This window comes from Pseudomonas sp. GD03862, from assembly GCF_029840855.1.
In the GTDB taxonomy this organism is placed as follows: Bacteria; Pseudomonadota; Gammaproteobacteria; order Pseudomonadales; family Pseudomonadaceae; genus Aquipseudomonas; species Aquipseudomonas alloputida.
The window spans coordinates 1-1,593 of record NZ_JAOCDI010000099.1 but is presented as its reverse complement, the minus strand read 5'-3'; the positions used below and the strand labels follow the sequence as shown (position 1 = coordinate 1,593).

The window sequence follows — 1,593 nt, the reverse complement described above, 5'->3', positions numbered from 1 at the left end:
GCTTGGTTGAGCAACTCGACCATGAAATCGCGACGCCGCTGGAAGACTTCGCGGCTATGGGCGATGAAATCTTTCGGGCCGTCGAGGGCAGCGATTGCTGCGTGCTGCGAGATGGAACAGGCACCTGAGGTCTGCTGCCCCTGAAGCTTCTCCATCGCCTCGAGCAGCCAGCGGGGACCGGTAGCAAACCCGATTCGCCAACCCGTCATGGCATAGGCTTTCGACACGCCATTCATGGTCAACGTTCGTGCAGCCAGACGTGGTTCAACCTGGGCAAACGTGAGGAAGTCACGATTGTCGAAAATCAGGTGCTCATAGATGTCGTCAGCGAGAATCAGAACCTGCGGATGGGCCAGCAACACCTCAGCCAGAGCCTGCAGTTCGTCGCGATCGTACACAGCGCCTGTGGGATTGGACGGCGAATTCAGGATCAGCCAGCGGGTGTTCGGGCCGATGGCTTCGGCCAGTGCTTGCGGGGTCAGCTTGAAGCTCGATTCGGCGCCGCAAGCGACAATGCGCGACTCGCCACCACACAGCTCAACCATTTCTGGATAGCTGACCCAGTACGGCGCGGGGATCACAACTTCGTCGCCTTCGTTGAGGGTTGCGGCCAGGGCATTGAAGATGACTTGCTTGCCGCCGCTGCAAACCAGCGTATCCTGCCAACTGACGTCAAGACCATTCTCACGCTGGTATTTACGCGCGATGGCTTCTCGCAACGTACGAAGGCCGGCCACCTGGGTGTAACGTGTATGACCATTGCTGATTGCACTGATGGCTGCGGTACGGATGTGCTCCGGCGTATCGAAGTCAGGCTCACCCGCGCAAAGCGAAATGATCGTCGCCCCTTCTGCGCGTCGCGCAGCCACGCGGTCGATGATCTTGTAGGTTGCCGAAGGCTTGGCAGCCTCCAAGCGACGGTTCAGCGTTTCCAGGCTCACGCGTGTTCCTCCGGATGAGTAAGGCCCATCAGGTCCATGGTGGTGTGACCCTCGCGCAGCTTGGCCATGAACGCTGCTTCTTTGTCCGCACGTTTCTGGCCTTCGCGTAGCGTGCGTTCGACTGCATCCGTCGGGATGATGATCACACCGTCCTCGTCCGCGACGACCAGATCGCCGGCGCTTACTTGTGCACCGCTGAAGTCGAACGGTTTGCCTACTGAAGGCGTAGTCGCCTTGACAGTACCTTTGACCGATATACCCCGCGCGAACACCGGGAAGCCATGCGCTTCAAGCGCGGCGATGTCGCGTACGCCGCCATTGATTACCAAACCGACAATGCCTGCGGCTTCCGCCGCCACCGTGAGCACTTCACCCCAGTAGCCAGCAATGAAGTCGGCGCAATCACAGACCAGGACGCTACCGCGCGGCGCTTTTGCCACGGCCAAGTGCAAGCCCAGGTTGTCACCAGGAGAACACTGCAGCGGGTAAGCGGGGGCGGCAATGAAGGCGCCCTTCCAGACAGCGCGAATCTCGCGGTCGACTGCAGATGGCAGCCCAGAGGCCTCATACAGGGTGGAACTACCGAGGACCTTTGCAATGTTCTGATAATCGTGTGGAAGGCTCATGGCTGTTTGCTCTGCAGGGAGTGGTA

Annotated in this window: 2 protein-coding genes; both read right to left on the bottom strand. The window is 59.8% G+C overall.

Going from position 1 to position 1,593, the window contains the following annotated elements; translation table 11 throughout:
- Positions 1 to 941, bottom strand: a 941-nt coding sequence (locus N5D53_RS27485) for a pyridoxal phosphate-dependent aminotransferase (protein WP_279841128.1), incomplete at its 3' end; no start/stop codon positions are given.
- A complete protein-coding gene (locus N5D53_RS27480; RefSeq protein ID WP_279841127.1) occupies positions 938 to 1,567 on the bottom strand; it encodes a dimethylmenaquinone methyltransferase in 630 nt (209 codons plus the stop codon). The genes N5D53_RS27480 and N5D53_RS27485, both read right to left, overlap by 4 nt.
- Between the last annotated feature and the right edge of the window lie 26 nt (positions 1,568 to 1,593).

What these genes read in the sequence shown, in the direction of transcription:
- N5D53_RS27480 (WP_279841127.1), bottom strand. Translation starts at nt 1,567, where the DNA reads ATGAGCCTTCCACACGATTATCAGAACATTGCAAAGGTCCTCGGTAGT.